Raw genomic sequence first — 16684 nt, forward strand, 5'->3', positions numbered from 1 at the left:
ATTCCATGAGTTCAGAAGCGGTATTCATTCAGGTTGGCGCGCTGGCGGAAGGCTTTGCGCCGCACAGCAATACGCTGGAACGCCAGCACGGCCTGGCAGGCATCACGCTGATGCTGCGTTTCAGCGACGGCGCGACGCAGCGTTGCCGGTTTACCGACGAGCAGACGCTGGAGTGGGGAGAGCGGCGCGGTATCGCCTATCGCGCCACCAGCATTCGCCCTGGCGTGCTGTTCATCGATTTTCTCGATCCCGCCCGCGCCAACGCCAGCATTACGCTGGTGTGCGACCGCAATCAGGGCAACTTCACCGCGGTATACGGCCAACTGCCGGACGAAGCGCAGGCGCGGCTCGACGCCTTCAGCCGGGTGGAACAGGGACTGCCGTTGACCGCGGTCGAGGCCGAATTCCGCTTCGGCACGCTGGATGACGCCGACGTGGCGCCGCCGGGCTTTACCGATGAGCTGATCGGCATGCGCAACATGTACACCTACAGCCCGACCGAGCGGTACGAGCACATCTACCTGAACGACAACTTCTACGCCTGGCAGTGTCTGGACGGGGTGGAGAAGGGGCTGGCGGACGTCGATCGCTGCCACTACGTGAAGGTGGCGGAGCAGCTTTATCTGTTCGTCTGGCGCGAGAAGATCATTCCGACGCTGGGTGTGGTGATGATCGATCTGCAAGGCATGCGCACCGACGGCAAGATCCTCGGCTATCAGGGCAGCGATTTCAGCGCGCTGAGCAATTTTGCGGTGGGCGCCCATGCGCAGGTGCTGAACACCACGCGCCACCCGCGAGGATAGGCCGATGAGCGCAACCTATGCGGCCGACGCCTTCGCCGGGCAGGCGGTGCTGGTGACCGGCGGCGCGCAGGGCATTGGGCTGGCGATCGTCAGCGCCTTTGCCCGGCTGGGCGCCGAGGTGACGATCGCGGACGTGCAGCTGCCGCAGGCGCAGGCGGCGGCGCAAACGCTGCGGGGCGAAGGGTGGAAAGTGCAGGCGTTGGCCTGCGATCTGGCCGAGCCGGGGCAGGTCGCCGAGTTGGTGGCGGCGGTGGGCGAGCGGCACCAACGGCTGGACGTGGTGATCCACAACGCCGCTTATTTTCCGCTGACGCCGTTCGCCGCCATCGACGCGGCCCTGTTGCAACGCACGCTGAGCGTCAATCTGATGGCGCCGTTCTTTCTGGCGCAGGCGGCGCTGCCGTGGATGCGCCGCGCCGGCGGCGGCAGCCTGCTGGTGACCTCGTCGGTGACCGGCCCACGGGTGGCCTACCCGGGACTGGCGCACTACGCCGCTTCCAAGGCCGGGGTGAACGGGTTTATTCGCGCGGCGGCGCTGGAGCTGGCGGCGGAGAACATTCGCGTCAACGGCGTGGAGCCGGGGATGATCCGCACGCCGGCGATGGCCAACCTGGGCGACGCGCAGGTGAATCAGGCGATCGCCGCCGCGGTGCCGCTCGGGCGGCTGGGTGAACCGGAAGACATCGCCGCGGCGATGGTGTTTCTCGCCTCGCCGGCGGCGGCCTATATCACCGGCCAGACGCTGGTGGTGGACGGCGGCGCGCTGTTGCCGGAAACGAATGCTCAAGTTTGATTCAGAAACACTCCCGGTGATCTACAAATAAACCCCTTTAGAGGGGTTTATTTGTAGAGATATCGTTGTTATCGTATCCATCTATACATAATCCCCCCAAATAAGGGGGAGTATTCGTAGGAATGACGCCGTGGATAAAATGACAGCCATTAATACGCTGGATAAATTCAGCAGGTTGGGAAAGCACATTTTTCTTACTCAGGATCTCGCCACCCTTTTCCCGGCCGAGTCACCGAAAACATTGCAAAAATCAGTCGATCGTTTAGTGGCCGCCGGTATCCTTAAACGAGTGGCGAAGGGGGTTTATGCGAATGCTCGGGCTTCTCTGGGGGGGTACCCTCTGGAGAGCATCGCGATCAATCTTCGGCGAGGAGAATACAATTACATCAGCCTGGAATCTGCGTTATCTCAGTACGGCGTCATCTCACAAATTCCTATCGATAGACTTACTATCATGTCTACCGGCCGTTCGGGAGAGTTCGTCACTCCTTGGGGCGTTATCGAAATCACCCATACCAGCAAGAAACCTATCGATATTCTTCGGGGAAGCCTCGAAGGCAGAGGCCCGTTGCGCATCGCGACGAAAGAAACGGCGATAAAAGATCTGTTTCGGGTAGGGAGAAATACGCATCTCATTCAACAGGGAGAGCTCGCTGATGTCTGACTCCGTCGATTTTAATCAACTGGTCGATGACATCGTCAGGTCAGATAATCTGGCGTCCGTCAGGCCCGTGGTGGAAAAGGAACTGCTGCATTATGACATTTTGTATGCACTCTCGAATGCGGGATTCTTAAAGTCTCTGATATTTCAGGGGGGCACGTCGCTGCGCCTGTGCTACGGCTCTAGCCGTTTCAGCGAGGACTTGGACTTTGCGGGAGGCCGTCTTTTTTGCTCTGCAAACATGAAGGAAATCAAAACGTGCATTGAGCGCTACGTTGGCAGTCGGTATGGCCTGGAGGTGACGGTTAAAGAGCCTGCGGAACTGAGGTGTGAGCCTGACTACGTTGATGTTACCGTGGATAAATGGCAAATATCGGTGACGACGTTCCCGGAGCGTAAAGAATTGCCGAAACAACGCATCAAAATCGAGATCGCAAATATTTCAGCCTATACGAGCGATCCGCGGATGCTGATAAGGAATTATTCTCAGTTGCCGGACGGTTATTCTGATTTGATTATCCAGGTTGAGACACTGAGTGAAATTATGGCTGACAAACTCGTTTCTCTGCCGGCAACTACGCGCCGCATTCGCTATCGTGACATCTGGGATCTGGCCTGGTTAAGACAGCAGAATGCGAATATTGATGCGGAACTGGTGGCGAGAAAATTGACCGATTACGGCCTGGATCGCAAGTTTGAAGCGTTGCTGCAGGCTCGAATCGATACTTTACATGCCGTTGTTACAAGCCGGGAATTTAATGCTGAGATGAGGCGATTCCTGCCCGTTGAAGTTTATGAACGCACCATCAATCAGCCGCAGTTTATGCAATATCTTGAGGCTACGTTAGGCGAGTTGCTGACTACCGTGCAAACGCAACTCTACGGTAAGCCTGCGACCGTCCCGCCGTTCAAAATGTAGAGACAGTTTTTCAATTCAAGCCCGACGAGTTCGGGCTTTTTCTTGAGGAAAGGATAGCCGCAAATCCGAGCATCAGTGAAGCATCTCGGCCGGCCCAATCACTGCTTGGCGGGATGCGCGGTGACGTTGGCGGGCAGGCTGTCGCCCAGGGTGATCAGCTCGTCCAGCAACGTCATCAGCTGATCCATTTTTTGCCGCGAAAAGGCGGCTTCAATCTCGGCGTAGCCCTGTTCCACCTGGTGGCGCGCCACTTCATACAGCTCCTGACCCTGCTGGGTCAGCGACACGTACAGCTTGCGCTGATCGTTGACCGGTTTAAGGCGGAAGATCAGCTTATCGCGCTCCATGCGCGACAGAATGCCGGTCAGGCTGGGACGCAGGATGCAGGTTTCCGCCGCCAGTTCGTGGAATTCGATCGAACGGCTGTTGGCCAGCACGCGGATGATGCGCCACTGCTGCTCGGTGAGATTGTGGCTTTTCAGGATCGGGCGGAAGAACCCCATGGCGGTTTCACGCGCCTGCAGCAGGGCGATGGTTAACGATTCATGCATAAGTTTGGCCTTAGCTATCAAGGTGTTCGTTGTTACGGCGCTCGTTATGGGGGCGCCTGCCCCGCAAAGCCCGATTTTGTTAATAACTTAATAGTAGCCAAAGTTACCCGTAGGGATAAAGCAAAAATGCGAGGCGCAGCTAAAAATGGCGTGAAAAAGGGTTAATGCATTGAATAATCACGCTAATGTTCGTAATTTGTGAATATTTTGTTATCACGATCACAAATCACTCCAAGCGCGTTGCGTAAAAGCTGCACAGCGTATAAAAGTAATCATTAATATATTAATGAATGCCGGTTGTCATGTTTTTGCCATTGGAGGAGTTCGCATGAAAGGCACCGTATTTTCCGTTGCGCTGAACCACCGCAGCCAACTGGACGCCTGGGATCAGGCGTTTCACCAGCCGCCGTATCAAACCCCGCCCAAAACCCCGGTGTGGTTTATCAAACCGCGCAATACCCACCTCGCCAACGGCGGGGCGATCCCGTTTCCGGCCGGTGAAACCGTGCAGAGCGGCGGCACGCTGGCGGTGATCATCGGCGACACCGCGCGCAAGGTGCCGGCGGCGCAGGTGAGCCGTTATCTGGCCGGTTACGCGCTGGCCAACGACGTCAGCCAGCCGGAGAGCAGCTTCTATCGCCCGGCGATCAAGGCCAAATGCCGCGACGGCTTCTGCCCGCTGGGGGAGATGGGGCAGTTGGAGAACGCCGATCGGCTGGAGATCGTCACCGAGATCAACGGCGTGGAGCAGGATCGCTGGTCCACCGCCGATCTGGTGCGCTCGGTGCCGGAGCTGATCGCCGCCATCAGCGATTTCATCACCCTGCAGCCGGGCGATGCGGTGCTGATCGGCACCCCGCACCAGCGGGTAGAGATCAAACCGGGGGATGAGGTGACGGTGCGCGCCGCCGGCCTGCCCACGTTGAGCAACCGCGTCACCCAGGCAGGAGCCGCATCATGAAACATGCCCGTATTCGCCATCATGGCCAGATCGTCAACGTTCAGGTAGACGACCAGCTGCGCGTCACGCTGCCAAACGGCGAGGTGCTGCAGGAGCGTGAAGTGGAATGGCTGCCGCCGGCGCAGGGCACGGTATTCGCCCTGGGGCTGAACTATGCCGACCACGCCAGCGAGCTGGAATTTAAAGCGCCGGAAGAGCCGCTGGTGTTTCTCAAGGCGCCGAACACCCTGACCGGCCACCGTCAGGTGTCGGTGCGTCCGGCCGGCGTGGAGTACATGCATTACGAAGCCGAGCTGGTGGCGGTGATCGGCAAGACCGCGCGCAACGTCAGCCGCGAGCGCGCCATGGAGTATGTGGCGGGTTACACCCTGTGCAACGACTACGCCATCCGCGACTACCTGGAGAACTACTACCGGCCGAATCTGCGGGTGAAGAGCCGCGACACCCTGACGCCGATCGGGCCGTATATCGTCGATCGCGACGACGTCGCCGATCCGCATCGGCTGGCGCTCAGCACCTACGTTAACGGTGAACTGCGCCAGCGCGGCAGCACCGCCGACATGATTTTCGACATTCCGTTCCTGATCGCCTACCTGAGCGAATTCATGACGCTGCAGCCGGGCGACATGATCGCCACCGGCACGCCGAAAGGGCTGGCCGACGTGCAGCCGGGCGACGAAGTGGTGGTGGAGATCGAAGGCATCGGCCGTTTGGTTAACCACATTATCAGTGAAAAAGATTACGAGGAGAGCCTGCGATGAAAACCATCAACCACTGGATCAACGGCAAGAACGTCGCCAGCAAAGAGTATTTCACCACCACCAACCCGGCGAACGGCGAGGTGCTGGCGGAAGTGGCCTCCGGCGGCCAGCTGGAGATAGACCAGGCGGTGGCCGCAGCGAAAGAGGCGTTCCCCAAGTGGGCGAATACGCCGATGAAAGAGCGCGCGCGCCTGATGCGCCGTTTGGGTGAACTGATCGACCAGAACGTGCCGCAGATCGCCGAAATGGAAACCGCCGACACCGGTCTGCCTATCCATCAGACCAAAAACGTGCTGATCCCGCGCGCCTCGCACAACTTCGAATTCTTCGCCGAGGTGTGCCAGCAGATGAACGGCAAGACCTACCCGGTGGACGACAAGATGCTCAACTACACGCTGGTGCAGCCGGTGGGGGTATGCGCGCTGGTGTCGCCGTGGAACGTGCCGTTCATGACCGCCACCTGGAAAACCGCGCCTTGCCTGGCGCTGGGCAACACGGCGGTGCTGAAAATGTCCGAACTGTCGCCGCTGAGCGCCGATCGCCTGGGCGAGCTGGCGCTGGAAGCCGGCATTCCGGCCGGGGTGCTGAACGTGGTGCAGGGCTACGGCGCCACCGCCGGCGACGCATTGGTGCGCCATAAAGACGTGCGCGCGGTCTCCTTCACCGGCGGCACCGCCACCGGCCGGCGCATCATCGAAAGCGCCGGGCTGAAGAAATTCTCCATGGAGCTCGGCGGCAAGTCGCCGGTGCTGATCTTTGAAGACGCCGACATCGAGCGGGCGCTCGACGCCGCGCTGTTCACCATCTTCTCGATCAACGGCGAACGCTGCACCGCCGGTTCGCGCATCTTCATTCAGGAGAGCATCTACCCGGAATTCGTCAAACGTTTCGCCGAGCGCGCCAACCGTCTGCGCGTCGGCGATCCGCAAGATCCCAACACCCAGGTGGGGGCGCTGATCAGCCCGCAGCACTGGGAAAAAGTCTCCGGCTATATCCGCCTCGGGGTGGAGGAAGGGGCGACCCTGTTGGCCGGCGGCCCGGATAAACCGGCCGGCTTGAGCCACGGCAACTTCCTGCGCCCGACGGTGCTGGCGGATGTCGACAACCGGATGCGCGTGGCGCAGGAGGAGATCTTCGGGCCGGTGGCCTGCCTGCTGCCGTTCAAATCAGAAGAAGACGGCCTGCGCATGGCCAACGACGTGGAGTACGGCCTGGCGTCGTACATCTGGACGCAGGATGTGAGCAAGGTTCTGCGCCTGGCCCGCGGCATCGAAGCGGGCATGGTTTTCGTCAACACCCAAAACGTACGCGATCTGCGCCAACCGTTCGGCGGCGTGAAAGCCTCCGGCACCGGCCGCGAAGGCGGGGAATACAGCTTCGAAGTGTTCGCCGAGATGAAGAACGTGTGCATTTCCATGGGTGATCACCCGATCCCACGCTGGGGCGTTTAATCAGGCCCCGGCATCGTTCACGGAATCATTTTTGTTTCATGTGAGGACTTATGGGTAAGTTAGCGTTAGCCGCCAAGATTACACATGTGCCATCGATGTATCTGTCGGAAATCCCTGGGAAAAACTTTGGCTGCCGGCAGGCGGCCATCGACGGCCATAAAGAGATCGGCGCGCGTTGCCGCGAGATGGGCGTCGACACCATCGTGGTGTTCGACACCCACTGGCTGGTGAACAGCGCCTATCACATCAACTGCAGCGCGCATTTCTCCGGCGTGTACACCAGCAACGAGCTGCCGCATTTCATCCGCGACATGACTTACGACTACGACGGCAACCCGGCGCTGGGACAGCTGATCGCCGATGAGGCCTGCAAGCGGGGCGTACGCGCCAAGGCGCACGACATCCCGAGCCTGAAGCTGGAATACGGCACGCTGGTGCCGATGCGTTACATGAATGCCGACAAGCATTTCAAGGTGGTGTCGATCTCGGCGTTTTGCACCGTGCATGACTTCGCCGACAGCCGCCGGCTGGGCGAGGCGCTCAAAAGCGCCATCGAGAAATACGACGGCACCGTGGCGGTGCTGGCCAGCGGCTCGCTGTCGCACCGCTTTATCGACGATCAGCGCGCCGAAGAGGGCATGAACAGCTACACCCGTCAGTTCGACCAGCAAATGGACGAACGGGTGGTCAAGCTCTGGGAAGAGGGGCGCTTTCGCGAGTTCTGCGAAATGCTGCCGGAGTATGCCGATTATTGCTACGGCGAAGGCAACATGCACGACACCGTGATGCTGCTGGGCCTGCTCGGCTGGGACAAGTACGACGGCAAGGTGGAGTTCATCACCCCGCTGTTCGCCAGTTCCGGCACCGGGCAGGTCAACGCCGTGTTCCCTTTGCCCGCTGAAGCCTGAGGTGTGTGAATGCCCCATTTTTACGCTGAATGTACCGACAACATCCGCCGCGAGGCGGATTTGCCCACCCTGTTCGCCAAGGTCAACGAGGCGCTGGCGGCGACCGGCATCTTCCCGCTGGCCGGCGTGCGCAGCCGGGCCATCTGGCTCGATACCTGGCAGATGGCCGACGGCAAGCAGGATTACGCCTTCGTGCACATGACGTTGAAAATCGGCCACGGCCGCAGTCTGGAAAGCCGTCAGCAGGTGGGCGAGATGCTGTTTGCGCTGATCAAGGAACACTTCGCCGCGCTGATGGCGCAGCGTTATCTGGCGCTCTCTTTCACCATGGAAGAGCTGGATCCGGTGCTGAATTACAAACAGAACAATGTCCACGCGCTGTTCAACAAAGCGTGAATAAGGGGTCGTAAATGCTGGATAAAGAGCAGGTTAACCGCGCCGTGCAGCGCCTGCATCAGGCGGAAAAGAGTCGTGAGCAGATCCGCGCGCTGTCGCTCGATCATCCCGAGATCACCATCGAAGACGCCTACGCCATTCAGCGGCAGTGGGTAGCGCTGAAGATCGCCGAGGGGCGTGCGCTCAAAGGCCACAAGATCGGCCTGACCTCGCGCGCCATGCAGGTCAGCTCGCAGATCACCGAACCGGACTACGGTGCGCTGCTGAACGATATGTTCTTCAACGACGGCAGCGATATTCCGATCGATCGCTTCATCGTGCCGCGGGTGGAGGTGGAGCTGGCGTTCATACTGGCCAAGCCGCTGCGCGGGCCGAACTGCACGCTGTTCGACGTCTACAACGCCACCGACTACGTCATTCCGGCGCTGGAGATCATCGACGCGCGCAGCCACAACGTCGATCCCGAGACGCAGCGGCCGCGCAAGGTGTTCGACACCATCTCCGACAACGCCGCCAACGCCGGGGTGGTGATGGGGGGGCGGCCGATCAAGCCGGATGCGCTGGATCTGCGTTGGATCTCTGCGCTGCTGTACCGCAACGGCGTGATTGAAGAGTCCGGCGTGGCGGCGGCGGTGCTCAATCATCCGGCCAACGGCGTGGCCTGGCTGGCCAACAAGCTGGCGCCGTATGAGGTGGAGCTGGAAGCGGGGCAGGTGATCCTCGGCGGTTCCTTCACCCGGCCGGTGCCGGCGCGGCGCGGCGATACTTTCCACGTCGATTACGGCCCGATGGGCTGCATCAGCTGCCGCTTCGTCTAATAAGCAGGCTCGGCGAACCGGGCCGCACTAAACCGGGCGGGGGCCATGCGCCGCGCCCGCTTGTCAGGGAGAATGTGATGTTAACCAACCACTTCAAGCGAGCGCTGCAGGAAAAACGCCCGCAGATCGGGCTGTGGCTCGGGCTGTGCAGCAGCTACAGCGCCGAACTGTTGGCCGGCGCCGGTTTCGACTGGCTGCTGATCGACGGCGAACATGCGCCCAACAACGTGCAGACGGTGCTGGGGCAGCTGCAGGCGGTCGCCCCTTACCCGAGCCAGCCGGTGGTGCGGCCGCCGTGGAACGACGCGGTGATCATCAAGCAGTTGCTGGATGTCGGCGCGCAAACCTTATTGATCCCGATGATTCAGAACGCCGAACAGGCGCGCGACGCGGTGCGCGCCACGCGCTATCCGCCGCACGGGGTGCGCGGCGTCGGCAGCGCCCTGGCGCGCGCTTCGCGCTGGAACCGGGTGCCCGATTACCTGCAGCAGGCCGACGAGCAGATGTGCGTGCTGGTGCAGATCGAAACCCGCGAAGCGGTGAAAAACCTCGACGCCATTCTGCAGGTGGAAGGGGTGGACGGCGTGTTTATCGGCCCGGCGGATCTCAGCGCCGACATGGGCTTCGCCGGCAATCCGCAGCATCCGGAGGTGCAGCGCACCATCGATGACGCCATTGCGCGCATCCGCGCCGCCGGCAAGGCGCCGGGCATTTTGATGGCCAACAAGGCGCTGGCGCAGCGTTATCTGGAAGCCGGCGCGCTGTTCGTCGCGGTAGGGGTGGATACCACCCTGCTGGCGCGGGCGGCGGAAGCCCTGGCGAACGAGTTCAAACAGGGCGGGGTGCAAGCGCCTTCATCGGGAGTCTACTGAACCATGAACCACGTCGATTCGCTGCCGCCGGCCAACCCGGCGCAGCAACATAAAGCGTTAACCGCCGCCGAGCAATCGGTGATTAAAAAGTTGTTTCGGCGCCTGATTATTTTCCTGTTCGTGTTGTTTGTTTTCTCTTTCCTCGACCGCATCAACATCGGCTTCGCCGGGCTGACGATGGGCAAGGATCTCGGCCTCAGCTCGACCATGTTCGGGCTGGCGGCGACGCTGTTCTACGCCACCTACGTGATCTTCGGCATTCCGAGCAACATGATGCTGAGCCGGGTCGGCGCGCGGCGCTGGATCGCCACCATCATGGTGCTGTGGGGCATCGCCTCCACCTGCACGATGTTCGCCACCGGGCCGACCAGCCTGTATGTGCTGCGCATGATCGTCGGCATCACCGAGGCCGGCTTCCTGCCGGGCATTCTGGTATACCTCACCTACTGGTTCCCGGCGTTTTACCGCGCCCGGGCCAACGCCTTGTTCATGATCGCCATGCCGGTGACCATGGCGATCGGTTCGCTGGTCTCCGGCTATATTCTGGCGCTGGACGGGGTGATGAACCTGAAGGGCTGGCAGTGGCTGTTCCTGCTGGAAGGGATCCCGTCGGTGTTGCTGGGCGTGGTGGTGTGGTTCTACCTCGACGACACCCCAGCCAAGGCCAAGTGGCTGACTGACGAGGAAAAAGCCAGCCTGAAGGCGATGATGGAGGCCGATAAGCTGCAGCTGGTGCAACCCAACGGGCCGAGCAGCCACCGCGCGCTACAGCAGCGCAGCCTGTGGCGCGAGATCTTCACGCCGATCGTGCTGATGTACACGCTGGCCTATTTTTGCCTGACCAACACCCTGAGCGCGATCAATATCTGGACGCCGCAGATCCTGCAGAGCTTCAACCAGGGCAGCAGCAACGTGACGATCGGCATTCTGGCGGCGATCCCGCAGATCTGCACCATCGCCGGCATGGTGTGGTGGAGCAAACGATCCGACCGGCTGCAGGAGCGTAAGCATCACACTGCGCTGCCGTACCTGTTCGCCGCCGCCGGCTGGCTATTGGCTTCCGCCACCGATCACAGCCTGATCCAACTGCTGGGGATCGTGATGGCGTCGGTCGGTTCCTTTACCGCCATGGCGATCTTCTGGACCACGCCGGATCAGTCGATCAGCCTGGAAGCGCGGGCGGTGGGGATCGCCGTGATCAACGCCACCGGCAATATCGGATCGGCGCTCAGCCCGCTGTTGATCGGCTGGTTCAAGGACATGACCGGCAGCTTCAACTCCGGGCTGTATTTCGTCTCGGCGCTGTTGATCGTCGGCGCCGTGCTGGTGTGGCGCATCCCGATGAAGGATTCGCGCCCGAGAGCGACGCCTTGATACGCAGACAGGCAGGATTGCAGGAGGTAATGAGGTGCGGAAAAGTACCGGTTTTATCGCCAACATCGATATTTGCAAAGAGTATGACGCGCGCTACGCCGCCGACGAGGTGCACTACGAAACCTTCGCCGGGCTGGCGGCGTTCTTCGGCCGCGACATGCAGGTGCACTGGCACGACTGCTTCTTTCAGGTGCATTTTCTGGAGACCGGCAAGATAGAGCTGCAGCTCGACGATCAGCACTATTCGGTGCAGGCGCCGCTGTTCATCCTCACGCCGCCGTCGGTGCCGCATGCGTTCTTCACCGAACCGGACAGCGACGGCCACGTGCTGACGGTGCGTCAGGAGCTGATTTGGCCGCTGCTGGAGCGCCTGTATCCCGGCAGCAATCTGGCGCTGGACATGCCGGGCATCTGCCTGTCGCTGGCCGATGCGCCGCAGGAGCTGACGGCGCTCAGCCACTATTGGGCGCTGATCCGCCGCGAGTTCGCGCAGAATCTGGCCGGGCGCGAACAGACGCTGGCGCTGTTGGCGCAGGCGGTGTTCACGCTGCTGCTGCGCAACACCGCGCTGGAAGACAGCGCCAACAGCGGCGTGCGCGGCGAACTGCAGCTGTTTCAACGGTTTAACAAGATGGTGGACGAGCGTTTCCGCGAGCATCTGCCGGTGCCGGAGTATGCGCAGGCGTTGGGGGTGACCGAATCGCGGCTCAACGACCTGTGTCGGCGCTTCGCCAACCGGCCGCCCAAGCGGCTGATCTTCGATCGATTGCTGCGCGAGGCCAAGCGCATGCTGCTGTTTAGCGCCTGTACGGTGCATGAAACCGCCTATAGCCTCGGCTTCAAGGATCCGGCCTATTTCGCCCGTTTTTTCAATCGGCTGGAAGGCTGTTCCCCTTCAACCTACCGCGCGGCGCAACACGCCCTTTCGTAACCGCGATCACAGTTTGCCGCTAAAGCGGCAAACTGACCTGAAAAGTACCGGCGATTGCCGCAAAAGTCTCTTCTCGAAACCGGCTTTGGCAGCTTCAATTAAGCAACCAAAAGAAAACATTATTTTAACAAATGGCCGACTCCACGGCCTGAAAAATGCCGATTACGAGGAAGACCCGATGAAACCAGAAGACTTTCGTGCCGACAGCAAGCGTCCGTTCACCGGCGCCGAGTACCTGAAAAGTTTGCAGGACAGCCGCGAAATCTACATTTACGGCGAACGCGTAAAAGACGTCACCACCCACCCGGCGTTCCGCAATGCAGCGGCCTCGGTCGGCCAGCTGTACGACGCGCTGCACGATCCGGCCAGCCAGGATCGCCTGTGCTGGAATACCGATACCGGCAACGGCGGTTACACCCACAAGTTCTTCCGCTATGCCCGCAGCCCGGAGGAGATGCGCCAGCAGCGTGACGCCATCGCCGACTGGTCGCGCCAAAGCTACGGCTGGATGGGGCGCACGCCGGATTATAAGGCGGCCTTCGGCTGCGCGCTGGGCGCTTATCCGGAGTTCTACGGCCAGTTCGCCGACAACGCGCGCCACTGGTACAAACGCATTCAGGAAACCGGGCTCTATTTCAACCACGCTATCGTCAACCCGCCGATCGATCGTCATAAGCCAGTCAACGAGGTGAAGGACGTCTACATTCAGGTGGAGAAAGAAACCGACGCCGGCATCATCGTCAGCGGCGCCAAAGTGGTGGCCACCAACTCGGCGTTGACCCACTACAACTTCATTGGCTTCGGTTCGGCGCAGGTGATGGGCGATAACCCGGACTTCGCGCTGATGTTCGTGGCGCCGATGGACGCCGAAGGGGTGAAGCTGATTTCACGCGCCTCCTATGAGCTGGTGGCCGGCGCGACCGGTTCGCCGTTCGACTACCCGCTGACCAGCCGCTTCGACGAGAACGACGCGATCCTGATCATGGATCATGTGCTGATCCCGTGGGAAAACGTGCTGATCTACCGCGATTTCGACCGCTGTCGCCGCTGGAGCACCCAGGGCGGTTTCGCCCGGCTGTTCCCGCTGCAGGCCTGCGTGCGCCTGGCGGTGAAGATGGACTTCATCACCGCGCTGCTGCAAAAGAGCCTCTCGTGTACCGGCGTGCTGGAGTTCCGCGGCGTGCAGGCCGATCTGGGCGAAGTGGTGGCCTGGCGCAACCTGTTCTGGTCGCTGAGCGACGCGATGTGCGCCGAAGCCACCCAATGGGAAAACGGCGCTTACCTGCCGGATTCCGCCGCGCTGCAAACCTATCGCGTGATGGCGCCGATGGCCTACACCAAGGTGAAACACATCATCGAGAAGAATGTCACCAGCGGCCTGATCTACCTGCCGTCCAGCGTGCGCGACATGAACAACCCGGAGATCGACAAGTACCTGGCGCGCTACGTGCGCGGATCGGACGGCATGGATCACGTCGAGCGCATCAAGATCCTCAAACTGATGTGGGATGCGATCGGCAGCGAGTTCGGCGGGCGCCACGAGCTGTATGAGATCAACTACGCCGGCAGCCAGGATGAGATCCGCCTGCAGTGCCTGCGCCATGCGCAGGGATCCGGCAACATGGATCGCATGATGCAGATGGTCGACAAGTGCCTGGCCGATTACGATCAGCACGGCTGGAAGGTGCCGCACCTGCGGAACAATGACGATATTAATCAGTTGGATAATCTGCTGAAGTAATTCAGGAGGAGGTTGTATGTCTCAGGAAAATGAACAGCGGCTGCGCTTTCGCGACGCCATGGCCAGCCTGTCGGCGGCAGTGAATATCGTCACTACCGACGGCCCGGCGGGGCGCTGCGGCATCACCGCCACGGCGGTGTGTTCGGTGACCGATACGCCGCCGACGCTGCTGGTGTGCATCAATCGCAACAGCGCGATGAACCCGGTGTTTCAGGAAAACCGCAGGCTGTGCGTCAACGTGCTTAACCACGAGCAGGAGCTGATGGCGCGCCACTTCGCCGGCATGACCGGCGTCAGCATGGAAGATCGTTTCCGGCTGGAAGAGTGGCAGCTCGGCGCGCTGGGGCAGCCGGTGCTGCGCAATACCCTGGCCAGCCTGGAAGGGGAGATCGAGCAGATCCAGAGCATCGGCACCCACCAGATGTACCTGGTGCAGATCAAGCAGATAGCGCTGAGCGAAGCGGGCAACGGCCTGATCTACTTCAAGCGCAACTTCCATCCGGTGATTCATCAGATGGCGGTGCCGGCCTGACGCCTGGGGGCGCAGCCAGCTGCGCCCCTCATCTCAACTCTTGTTGGCCGCCAGATCGCTCACCAGGCGGTTGACCGGATCGCTCATGTTGGTGAACTTGCTCAGCTCCGAACGGGTCACCACCACGAACACCCCGACGTTTTTCGCCGGGATCATCGCCATATAGGTGATGAATCCGCCACCGCCGCCGGTCTTCTGAATGATGCCCGGCAGCCCGTCCTTCGGCGCCATATACACCCAACCCAATCCCAGCGCATCCGCTTGCCCCGGCACGTCCATGCCTTTCAGCGACACCAGATCGTGGCGCTGGAAGTACATGGTTTGCTCGCTGGCGGCGGTGGCTTTGCGCGGGCCGCTGGCGCTGGAGGAGAGGAACTGCTGCATCCAGCGCTGCATGTCGCGCGGGGTGGAGTAGACGCCGCCGCTGCCGGCCGCGGCGGTGGTGTCGCGACAGGCACTCGGGCCGGCCGCCGCCACCATCAGGCGCGAGCATTGTTCAGGGCTCGGCGTCAATGTGGTGTCGACCATGCCGAGCGGCCCGGTGATTTTCTCTTTCAGCAGCGCGTTGTAAGGCTTGCCCGCGGCGCGCGACAGCGCGTCGGCCAGCAGATCGTACGCCAGATTGGAATACGCGGCGCGCACGCCCGGCGGCACCGTGATGTTGGCATGCGCCAACCACTGCCAGCGCTGGGCCTTGGTCGGCCAGGTGAACACCGGCGTTTTCGGCGGCTTCTTGCCCGGCTGCTCGCGCGGCAGCGCGCTGGTGTGGGTCGCCAGGTTCAATAAGGTGATCGGCTGGCCGGCGCTGTAAGCCGGCACATAGGCGCCCTTGGGGGCGTACTTGCGCAGCGGGTCGGTCAGCTTGACCTGGCCTGCTGCCGCCATCTTCACCATCACTTCGCTGGTCATCAGCTTGGTGATCGAGGCGATGCGGATCAGCGAATCCGGGCGCGGGCGCAGGTTGTTGCCGGGCTTGGTGTCGCCAAAGCTGCGGTTAACCACCTGATTGCCGTCGATCACCACCAGCGCCATGCCGGTGGCGCCGCTGTTGTAGAAAATATGTTCGGCATACTGGTCGACGATTTGCGAAGCCAGCTGCGGGGGCGCGGCCTGCACGGCCAGCGGCGCGGCGCACAGGCCCAGCGCCAGCAATAAAGCGGAGACAGAGTTCTTCAACGGTCGTTATCCATTTAACAATGCAGCGGGAAAGGGCGTAATCCGTCGCCCAGTGTAATCCGCCCGCCTCCCCGCTGCATGTAGAAAAAAGAGCGGTGGCGATAAAATTTTTTAACCGCCGCGGCCTATTGCGCGCGGGCGAAAATAGCGATCACTTCGTCCAGGTGCGCCTTCATCGCCTTGCGGGCGCCGCGCACGTCGCGCGCTTCAATTGCCGCCAGGATCGCCCGGTGTTCCAGTTCGGAGCGGTGCGGCATGTCGTCCGGCGTATAGTGACGCTGCAATACGCGGAACATGCTGCCGTAACGGTGGCCGAGCAGATGGCCGATGATGAATGCGTAAGCCGGGTTGCCGCTGGCCTGGGCGATGCGGATGTGGAACAGCCGATCGCCGGGGTGGGTGGCGGAGCCGGCGCGGTTATCGCGGCAGTTCTGCTCATAGGCGGCGCGGATGCCCGCCAGCTCTTCGTCGGTGGCGTGGCGCGCGGCCAGCGCGGCGGTCTCCGGTTCGATCAACAGGCGGGTTTGCAGCAGTGAAAACGGCGGCAGCTCGGCGTTGAAATCCAGCTCGATATTCAGTTCGTCGTCGATTTCCGCCCACTGGTTGCGGCCGGCCTGGGCCATGACCGGTTCTTGCGACGCCGGCGGCGGCGTTTGCGAACGCACGATCACCCCGTTGCCCACCTTGACGTCCACCAGGCCGATCACTTCCAACGCGATCAGCGCCTCGCGCACCGACGCGCGGCTGACCTGCAACTGCTGGGCAAGATCGCGCTCCGAGGGCAGGCGGCTGCCCGGCGGAAATTCGTTGTTCTCGATAAGACGTTTGAGCTGGTCAGCTATCTGTCTGTAAATCCTTGGGTTTTCCAGTCGGGTAATCGGCATTTTTGACCTTTGACGATTCGGCGTTCAGTGATTTGGCGCACAATTATGCGACAAGGCGCTTGAGTAATCGTTATTCAAGTGTAAAAAAAAGGTTAATTGAAATGCGGTTTCAAGGCTGTTTTTATTAATTTCTTCCCCCAACGATAACGCGT

At 61.2% G+C, this 16684-nt stretch carries 18 protein-coding genes; 15 read left to right on the forward strand and 3 right to left on the reverse strand.

All coding sequences use genetic code 11. The features are described from left to right. The first annotated feature begins 5 nt into the window (after nt 1-5). The 4 genes from J9788_RS15775 to J9788_RS15790 all read left to right on the forward strand — a co-directional run bounded on the left by J9788_RS15775 (nt 6) and on the right by J9788_RS15790 (nt 3176). The gene (locus tag J9788_RS15775) at nt 6-803 is read left to right on the forward strand and encodes a MoaF C-terminal domain-containing protein (RefSeq protein WP_182265249.1); all 798 of its coding nucleotides are present in this window, start codon (nt 6-8) and stop codon (nt 801-803) included. A gap of 4 nt (nt 804-807) precedes the next feature. Next, nucleotides 808-1596 carry an SDR family oxidoreductase gene (locus tag J9788_RS15780; protein WP_182265250.1) on the forward strand — a complete coding sequence of 263 codons (789 nt, stop codon included), beginning with the start codon at nt 808-810 and terminating at the stop codon, nt 1594-1596. A 130-nt stretch (nt 1597-1726) separates the two neighbouring features. Beyond that, nucleotides 1727-2260 carry a type IV toxin-antitoxin system AbiEi family antitoxin gene (abiEi, locus tag J9788_RS15785; protein WP_046898063.1) on the forward strand — a complete coding sequence of 178 codons (534 nt, stop codon included), beginning with the start codon at nt 1727-1729 and terminating at the stop codon, nt 2258-2260. After that, on the forward strand, nt 2253-3176 hold the full coding sequence (locus J9788_RS15790) for a nucleotidyl transferase AbiEii/AbiGii toxin family protein (protein WP_182265251.1): 924 nt from the start codon (nt 2253-2255) through the stop codon (nt 3174-3176). The genes abiEi and J9788_RS15790 overlap by 8 nt, the downstream gene beginning before the upstream one ends. 98 nt (nt 3177-3274) lie before the next feature. On the opposite strand, the gene hpaR is transcribed toward J9788_RS15790, so the two are convergent. Continuing rightward, entirely contained in the window at nt 3275-3727 is a 453-nt protein-coding gene (gene hpaR / locus J9788_RS15795) for a homoprotocatechuate degradation operon regulator HpaR (protein WP_046898065.1), read from the reverse strand. 328 nt (nt 3728-4055) lie between these two features. Between hpaR and J9788_RS15800 the strand changes: the two genes are divergently transcribed. The 11 genes from J9788_RS15800 (at nt 4056) to hpaC (ending at nt 14472) form a co-directional block, all read left to right on the forward strand. Continuing rightward, nucleotides 4056-4688 (forward strand): fumarylacetoacetate hydrolase family protein, encoded by a 633-nt coding sequence (locus tag J9788_RS15800; RefSeq protein ID WP_182265252.1) that lies wholly within the window; start codon nt 4056-4058, stop codon nt 4686-4688. After that, on the forward strand, nt 4685-5449 hold the full coding sequence (locus tag J9788_RS15805; protein ID WP_016929192.1) for a fumarylacetoacetate hydrolase family protein: 765 nt from the start codon (nt 4685-4687) through the stop codon (nt 5447-5449). Before J9788_RS15800 ends, J9788_RS15805 begins: the two co-directional genes overlap by 4 nt. Beyond that, entirely contained in the window at nt 5446-6900 is a 1455-nt protein-coding gene (gene hpaE / locus J9788_RS15810; protein WP_015376536.1) for a 5-carboxymethyl-2-hydroxymuconate semialdehyde dehydrogenase, read from the forward strand. The genes J9788_RS15805 and hpaE overlap by 4 nt, the downstream gene beginning before the upstream one ends. Nucleotides 6901-6950: 50 nt before the next feature. Then, nucleotides 6951-7808 carry a 3,4-dihydroxyphenylacetate 2,3-dioxygenase gene (gene hpaD, locus J9788_RS15815; RefSeq protein ID WP_015376537.1) on the forward strand — a complete coding sequence of 286 codons (858 nt, stop codon included), beginning with the start codon at nt 6951-6953 and terminating at the stop codon, nt 7806-7808. Between the two features lie 9 nt (nt 7809-7817). Further along, entirely contained in the window at nt 7818-8204 is a 387-nt protein-coding gene (locus J9788_RS15820) for a 5-carboxymethyl-2-hydroxymuconate Delta-isomerase (protein WP_004933172.1), read from the forward strand. Between the two features lie 14 nt (nt 8205-8218). Then, complete coding sequence (hpaH, locus tag J9788_RS15825; RefSeq protein WP_182265253.1) at nt 8219-9022, forward strand: 2-oxo-hept-4-ene-1,7-dioate hydratase; 804 nt, start codon at nt 8219-8221, stop codon at nt 9020-9022. 77 nt (nt 9023-9099) lie between these two features. Beyond that, on the forward strand, nt 9100-9894 hold the full coding sequence (hpaI, locus tag J9788_RS15830; protein ID WP_182265254.1) for a 4-hydroxy-2-oxoheptanedioate aldolase: 795 nt from the start codon (nt 9100-9102) through the stop codon (nt 9892-9894). A gap of 3 nt (nt 9895-9897) precedes the next feature. Next, nucleotides 9898-11268: a 4-hydroxyphenylacetate permease gene (gene hpaX / locus J9788_RS15835; RefSeq protein WP_021505400.1), complete on the forward strand. Its 1371-nt coding sequence runs from the start codon at nt 9898-9900 to the stop codon at nt 11266-11268. Between the two features lie 34 nt (nt 11269-11302). Further along, entirely contained in the window at nt 11303-12199 is an 897-nt protein-coding gene (hpaA, locus tag J9788_RS15840; protein WP_004933161.1) for a 4-hydroxyphenylacetate catabolism regulatory protein HpaA, read from the forward strand. Between the two features lie 178 nt (nt 12200-12377). Next, the gene (gene hpaB, locus J9788_RS15845) at nt 12378-13940 is read left to right on the forward strand and encodes a 4-hydroxyphenylacetate 3-monooxygenase, oxygenase component (protein ID WP_004933158.1); all 1563 of its coding nucleotides are present in this window, start codon (nt 12378-12380) and stop codon (nt 13938-13940) included. Nucleotides 13941-13956: 16 nt separating this feature from the next. After that, complete coding sequence (gene hpaC / locus J9788_RS15850) at nt 13957-14472, forward strand: 4-hydroxyphenylacetate 3-monooxygenase, reductase component (RefSeq protein WP_016929186.1); 516 nt, start codon at nt 13957-13959, stop codon at nt 14470-14472. Nucleotides 14473-14505: 33 nt separating this feature from the next. Here hpaC and ampH read toward each other — a convergent pair whose 3' ends face one another. After that, nucleotides 14506-15648, reverse strand: coding sequence for a D-alanyl-D-alanine-carboxypeptidase/endopeptidase AmpH (gene ampH / locus J9788_RS15855; RefSeq protein WP_182265255.1), 1143 nt, complete (start codon nt 15646-15648; stop codon nt 14506-14508). Between the two features lie 125 nt (nt 15649-15773). Continuing rightward, complete coding sequence (locus J9788_RS15860) at nt 15774-16532, reverse strand: FadR/GntR family transcriptional regulator (protein ID WP_033641770.1); 759 nt, start codon at nt 16530-16532, stop codon at nt 15774-15776. Nucleotides 16533-16684: the final 152 nt, after the last annotated feature.

The sequence above is a fragment of the Serratia sp. X10 genome (assembly GCF_017811775.1).
GTDB classification, from domain to species: Bacteria; Pseudomonadota; Gammaproteobacteria; order Enterobacterales; family Enterobacteriaceae; genus Serratia; species Serratia ureilytica.